Origin of the sequence: Bartonella sp. PS7NMGDW (assembly GCF_042193585.1) — a bacterium.
GTDB classification, from domain to species: domain Bacteria; phylum Pseudomonadota; class Alphaproteobacteria; order Rhizobiales; family Rhizobiaceae; genus Bartonella; species Bartonella grahamii.
Map to the genome: position 1 here is coordinate 1 of NZ_JBHILX010000029.1, position 6,904 is coordinate 6,904.

Annotated in this window: 4 protein-coding genes and 1 pseudogene; 4 read left to right on the forward strand and 1 reads right to left on the reverse strand. The window is 36.3% G+C overall.

Going from position 1 to position 6,904, the window contains the following annotated elements:
* Positions 1 to 827: 827 nt before the first annotated feature.
* Both ACFIKJ_RS08355 and ACFIKJ_RS08360 read left to right on the forward strand, forming a co-directional pair.
* Positions 828 to 1,106 carry a hypothetical protein gene (locus ACFIKJ_RS08355; protein ID WP_375652101.1) on the forward strand — a complete coding sequence of 93 codons (279 nt, stop codon included), beginning with the start codon at positions 828 to 830 and terminating at the stop codon, positions 1,104 to 1,106.
* 586 nt (positions 1,107 to 1,692) lie between these two features.
* A complete protein-coding gene (locus ACFIKJ_RS08360) occupies positions 1,693 to 3,057 on the forward strand; it encodes an MFS transporter (RefSeq protein ID WP_375670471.1) in 1,365 nt (454 codons plus the stop codon).
* 285 nt (positions 3,058 to 3,342) lie between these two features.
* Here the strand turns inward: ACFIKJ_RS08360 and ACFIKJ_RS08365 are convergent, their stop codons facing one another.
* On the reverse strand, positions 3,343 to 3,465 hold the full coding sequence (locus ACFIKJ_RS08365) for a hypothetical protein (RefSeq protein WP_375627500.1): 123 nt from the start codon (positions 3,463 to 3,465) through the stop codon (positions 3,343 to 3,345).
* 1,004 nt (positions 3,466 to 4,469) lie between these two features.
* Between ACFIKJ_RS08365 and ACFIKJ_RS08370 the strand changes: the two genes are divergently transcribed.
* Entirely contained in the window at positions 4,470 to 5,402 is a 933-nt protein-coding gene (locus tag ACFIKJ_RS08370; protein ID WP_375670472.1) for an abortive infection family protein, read from the forward strand.
* A 967-nt stretch (positions 5,403 to 6,369) separates the two neighbouring features.
* Positions 6,370 to 6,904: pseudogene (locus ACFIKJ_RS08375) on the forward strand (DEAD/DEAH box helicase family protein); the annotation flags it as partial.

Consider the following 6,904-nt stretch of genomic DNA (forward strand, 5'->3'; position numbering starts at 1 on the left):
GGTGCCATTATTTCCAGTGTTTTTGGCTACTATGGTTACAGAAGCCGTAAGGATACTTTCATGCTTTAAAACGTCTATCTCTAAAGCAAACACAAAAAAAGCTGCACGCATAGTGCAGCTTTTTTGCAAAATTTCCTTGATTTTTCATGCTTTTCAACACAACCAAATTTTTCGACATCCACGTAAAGCTTTTATAATCACGAGAAACAAGCTTAAAAATAAAAGATTTTTTTCAACAATTCTATTTACTTATGTTTTTTCTTTAAAAAATTTCTTAGATGAAATGTTGACTCCATCGATTATATATATGCGTTACAGCGCAATAAATATGCAACTATTGCTCTATTTTTGCCATTTAAGCAAAACGAATTTCGCAGAAAAATATTCCTACACAATCAACAACTTTTCTTAATATGGAAAGCATATCAATCTTACATCTCATGTAAGAGGGAGCATTATGCGGTTAACATTTCATCCACACATAATATGAGAGAATAAGGTGAAATTCCTCTGGTACAAAGGAAATACCAGCCTACCAAATTATCTATTCTCAACAACGCGACACGCTCACCGCCTCAATACCAGTACTTTAGTTTGAGTATACGAACACAATTTACATTTTAGATTAAATGTATCAAATAAATAGTGAACACAAAATCTATGAATAAACAACGATTTAACTTTACACGCTTCAAACAAAGAACCAAATTCTATAATCATGCGTTATTAATTTTTTTTGTAAATATTTTTATACAGAGATCAAAAATCTTACTATTGCTTTCAATACAAGAAACCTACATAAACAATTTCATCTTGATAAACACAACATGCTATATAAGCTCGATTCTATTGATGCTTATGAACAAAAGTCTATAAAGCAGATTGAAGTTGCCTCTATTGAAGTAAAAGATGGGCAAGAAAAACTGTATTTTATTGTGGAAAGCAGAAGTATTTTCGAAAACATGTTGCACGATCTGGAAAAAGCGAAAATCCATTGCGGTCGTGAACATTTCAAAGCTTTAGGAGAAAATACCCAATATATTGTTTCTGATAATTATGAAACTTTTATCGATCAAGCACTTCAAAAAGATACCATAACAACTTGAAAAAATGTTTGGGCTATGGAAACAACCCTCCCCTGTTGTTTATAAAATGCAACTTTTTCCTACTATATAATTTACAAGCTCTTCCTTATAACCGATTTTAATTTTTATTAAATGATTAAGAGATCGTCGAACCTTTTCCAGAAAAGGCTGCACATTTAAGAAAAGAAAATTGTAAACTATTGAGAATACATTTGCCCCCAAACAATCATTTAATTATAAAAAATGATACATAAACACACATTGAATTTTTCAGTCAATAATTTGATTTATAAAGCTTTTAAAGCATTTTCCATATTAAATAATAAATGTAAATGGAGAAAGCATATACATTTGTCTAGGTTCCGCTTTTGCTCTTATGCAGATAGAGTTGACGGCGAATAGACTCCTCGATAAACTCATTGAGATCAACTTAACTGATGGCTTCATTTTGGAGGAAGAGGGATTGTATACAAGGGGACCATCAGCGCTTCCAATCACATTCATCCCAATATCAAAACCACAGCCATCACAAACACATGTTAATTTTTAAAAGTCTGTGAATGGGGCGGGGACAATATTTTAAAGAATATCAACAGGGGGCATAATAATGCAAAAGAGAGATTCCTATACAAAAACAGAAAGGTATGTCATATATACCGTCATTATTTCCAGCATACTTCCTCTGCTGGACGGGAGCATTGTCAATGTCATCCTTCCTAACCTTGCGCATTATTTTTCAGTCGGAGAAAATAATATACAATGGGTTGTAACATCCTATTTTCTTGCCACCGTTCCAGGGCTGCTAATGTCCGCTTTTGTGCAAGGAAGAATAGGTATCAAAAGCACTTGGTTTCTTGCAAGCTTCATTTTTATGCTTGGATCACTGGGGGTAGGATTAAGCTATAGTTTTCCAACTATTATATCTGCCCGTATCGTTCAAGGTTTCGGGACCGGTCTTTTGCTACCCCTTAGCCAAACCATCATTGCCTTACAATTTGGACAGACACGAGTGCGCCAAGCCATGGGCACCATAGCCGTACCAACAGTTTTCGCTCCTGCCTTTGGTCCGCTGGTAGGCGCCTCGCTTGCTCAGTATGTGTCTTGGCGTTTGTTATTTTTTATCAATATTCCGCTTATTTTATTGGCACTCACCATTGGAGCAAAACATTTAAAGAGCAACGAAACAACAAAAACAAAATTTAACTTATTTGCATTTTTAGCATTTTTCATATCGCTTATTTCGTTTTTCTATCTCACAGAAGCCAGAAATATAAAGAACAACACCTCCGTATATATCCTAGCACTTATAGCGATGATATCTCTCATATTGTTCATTGTTTCTAATCAGAAAGCAAAAAACAAATTAATCGTCTTTAGCGGATTTCAAAATGCGCGCTACACATTACTCATGATCATGGGGCTTGTTTCTTCATTTCTTTTTTATAGCTTCCTCGTTTATTTTCCTTTAGCCGTTGCCATGGAAAAAGCCCATGAAAATAGCCTTCTCATCATCGGCGCAGTCCTTGCTCTACAAGGGGTAGGTGCATGGATCGGAAGGAAATTTATTTACCAAAAATGGAAAGAAAAAACTCCCTTTTTCATGATAGGAATTGGTTTGGTGATATCAAGCTTTGGATTATTATGCTTCGGCTATAATATAAGCATGGATGGGCTTGGATTCTTGCTAAGAGGCATAGGGCTTGGCATCACCACCATTGTCTGCCTTTCCGCCCCTATCCAATATGTCAACAGCTTATACGTCAAAGATACAGCAGTTATCACACGCATATTACAGCAAATAGGCGGAGCCTTGGGGGGTGTATTCGCTGGATTTTTGATCCATTCGCTGACAGAAGAATATCTGTCCTTAAACCAAACATATCTCATATTCTTTATATTCTCTATCGCTGCATTTTTACTGTTTTGCCTTGCATTCTCCTTGTCGCATAAAGAAAAGGGCTCCGATTTATGATATGCTTTGTTTGAACGCCTTCTCAATAACATTTGCAACGACATATAATATCATAGAGCAGTTTACCACTTTTCGAGAAACCAACACACTGAAACCTTGACCACAGCCTTCATCATTTTTATGAAAGGACACTAAACCGACAAGCTCCTTAAGCTCTAAAATTTGGCCATCTCCAATAACATGCGGTGTTTATCAACATCATACTTGCTTTGTGCTCTTGGACACCTCTCAAAACCTCTTGAAATATGGGATTCTCTGTTGGTATCTTTGCAAATATCCACGAAATTAAGCACCCATTTCAATGCGGAATAGTCCCATAAACACGCTAACAGACACCCCTACAGCACCAGCATAGAATATGGCATCCCGCGCGCCCGCCCCCCCCAAATGCTGATCATCTTCTGCCACGCATCGCGATGTAGAAAATAGCAACGTGCTGCAAACTTGGCGATGTTATTCATCTCATTTAAACCTCATTGAATTGCTATGCTTGCATAACCGCAACAGGTTCAAATGAAGATGAAGCGACAAAAACATCTGATAAAGCAGCATCTCTCTCCATTCCATTGTGAACTGTCAACAGAAATCTACCCCTCTTTAATAAAAAAGCCTTCTCTCATTGAGGGGAAAATTTTTAAAAATATTGAAAATCATGATGCACGATGACAGACAGCAAACCATCTCTAAAAAGGCTGTTTTTTACTTTTACAGTGTGCTCTGAGATTTCTCTAACATTTTCCTGCCTTTAGATTTTCCTTATAAAATTTACGGACAAAAGAAGCTTTTCAGAACTCTTTTACACATAACTTCATTGCTTCAAGCTCCCTTACAGGCACGATAAACGTGTATATTTCCATCACGACCAAATACGCGAGATTAACAGCGGATATCATGAAAACAGCCTTTTTATAGAAAACCGTAAGCTTTAACGGAATAAACGAAATTGGTAAACCAATCCCCTGCCCACTCATTACTCTCTACCGGTTATGCGAACAAAGAGCGCCATCTACTCTTTCTGACAAGCAAAAAACACACACAACATTTGGTAACATACCACTGTTGAAATTCTTGTCACAAAACCTTCCTTATTGTCATGTCAGAGATTATGCGCATTGCCTGCTTCTCATCTCCAATAAACAATCTGCCAATAAAGAATGTTATTGCAGTTACGATAATACAAAATTATACTTCTATTCTCATTCTATATTTTTCGAATTATCACACATTATCCACCCCCTTCACTGTTATAACAATGAAAAGAGAAAAAATTAAAACACAATATGGCATTTCTCTTTCACAAATCTTATATAAGCCACAAAATTGTTGCGCGACTTTCTATGCAAGGTCAAGCAATAAAATCATACTCTAAAAACCACTCCACACACCACTTTTTGATATTATAAAGCCATAAAATGCAATTATCGTCTCCGCAAAAAATATCTCAGAAAAACAAAATCCCTCCTGCAACAATTAGGATACTCTCTCAAATATTACCAAAGTACTATTGGCCAAAGAATTTGAATGCCTTATTTTTTTATACACCATCTGCTCCTCATGAGGATCGAAGTGATGATGAAGAAGTCAAGATTAAGAAACGACTAGATACAATCAATATGAGATGCGATGAACCGCTTGAAGTCCTTGGTCCCCTGCTTGGTGATTTTATAGACAGCGAGTTTCATAAGTTAGTCGAATTTGAAGACATATCAGAAGATCAAATGCTACAACAGCTTAAAGAAGATCAACGTAAAGTTTTAGAAACGTTAAAGAAAGATGGATTGGAATATCAGCGTGGAGGATATATTATCAAGAAGGGACTGACCTTCACACACGAATTGCAAAAAGCTGGTCTCCTCTCGATGGAAGAGCTAAAAAAACTTATTGCAGAGAAAGAACTTTCAGCAGTAGAAATCGAAATAAATAGAGCATTAGAAAATATAGAAAAAGATCCAAGGGAGGCAGTTCTATTTGCAGCAAATCTGTTGGAAGCCTCTTGCAAAGCTTATCTCGACCACCATTCTATCCCATATGCAGAAAACGCCCGTAATAATCTGCCTGCTTTATGGGAAGAAGTCGTTAAGAAAGCTAAGATCCATCCCGAAGATATGAAGCAAGAAAACTTAAAAAATCAAGATCTAGATGCAAATGACTTAAAAATGATCACATCCGGTCTGTATCAAGTTGTGCATGGTACTATGAATTTAAGAAACAAGAAAGGTGCAGCGCACGGCCGCTCAAAAAAGGATTTTGAACTAATCAATCTCAAACCTCGCCATGCGCGTTTAACTTTTAATGCCGCCCATTCCCTCTCAATTTATATCTTAGAGCTCATGGATCAGCCATAATAAATAAAGAGCACTATTCTTACATGCCATAACCATTTTCTCTTTACAGGCTTTTTGCTACCAACATAATGCTTTACCCTCTACAAAACACTCTTTGCAAATAATCGGGGTATCGTTACGATCATAGGCATTTTAGGTTTTGTCTTTTAAGACAAAAGGCTAGCAAAGCCTCCACTCCACGCATGTTTGTCTTTTTTATCCCAAAACAACATCATTTTCATCAAAAGCCTATCATAACATTTTATATTTCGAGCTAAGAGCAAGAGCAAATTTTCTTAAATCATTTTCTGGAAGCTTTTTCACCTTCTCCAGATGCTTTTAATTCTATAAGAAAGCAGCCCCTAGGTATTGTTAGCAATTAAAAAATAGGCAAGATTGGACTACAGTAGCAGGCCCTTTATGTTGATTTTTCTTGAAGGTTTCTGCCCCTTTAAAAAGATTGTGTGCCATGACGAAGAGTTTGGCTTGCGTTTTTCATTGGAAGCAAGTTTTGTAGCTTTTTTATGATATTAAGATAGAGGTAAGTTGGAAGCGTTTTTTTCACCTTCTCGCCATTTTTTATGTATGAGTGGAGATGTTCCGTTTTTTCTCAAGCCAAATTGCAGATATAAGACAGTTTTTTTTCTGAAAGACGAGGATATCTGAAAGTTTTGGAGAGGACTTTGATTATTTTTGGTTCTGTTTGTAGGATTTTTTGGGTCTTCTGGAATAAGATCGTGAACGATTAGTTTCAGAAAAGGATTGGGAAGTTTGCATTTTAGAGAGGCAAAGCTCAGTTTTCAAATTTCAAACTCCAACAACATGTTTTTTAGCTTATTTTTAAGCATCTAGAATGAAGGTTTATTTTAATAAGTTCTCTCGTGAGGGACGAGATGATAGCAATAAGACTTTTCCTCATATAGCAACGCTGCTTGGCAAGGATGCAACTTGGATGTGATATAGACGGACAAATATAATATGAGTGATGGTGCATTGTAAGTTTTATAATACAAATCATCAGATCAAGAAAGAAGATATTGATAGTTTTTATAGTAGTCAGTGGGAAAAAAATCCTCACCTGTCATATTCTTATCGATAGCACTCGAAACAGAGTGGAGTGATAACGCTTCTCATATTTTTGCAGTCCAAGAAATCCAGATTCAAAGGATTAATCTGTTTGATTGAGAAAACAGTCAAATAGATTTGAGTCCTTTTGAAGAAAAAGGAGAAGCTACGCTTAAGAAAAAAAACCGAAAAAGCTTTTAGATCATCAACAAGAAGCGCTTAAAGCTTGTTCTGTGAGGGGTTCTAAAAGAAGCAGACTGTTGCGAATTGATTATGGCGTGTAGGACGAGAAAGACCTTACTAGTCTTAAAGATAGCAGAAACTCTTGCTGGGAAAGGCAAGCGTATTTTATTTTTTGTACTCTCTCTTTTTAATATCCCAAACGATAAGAGAATGACAGCAGATACAGAACCACCCTTACGTTTTTTTTCTGTCTGTTCCGATACACAAGTTAGCAA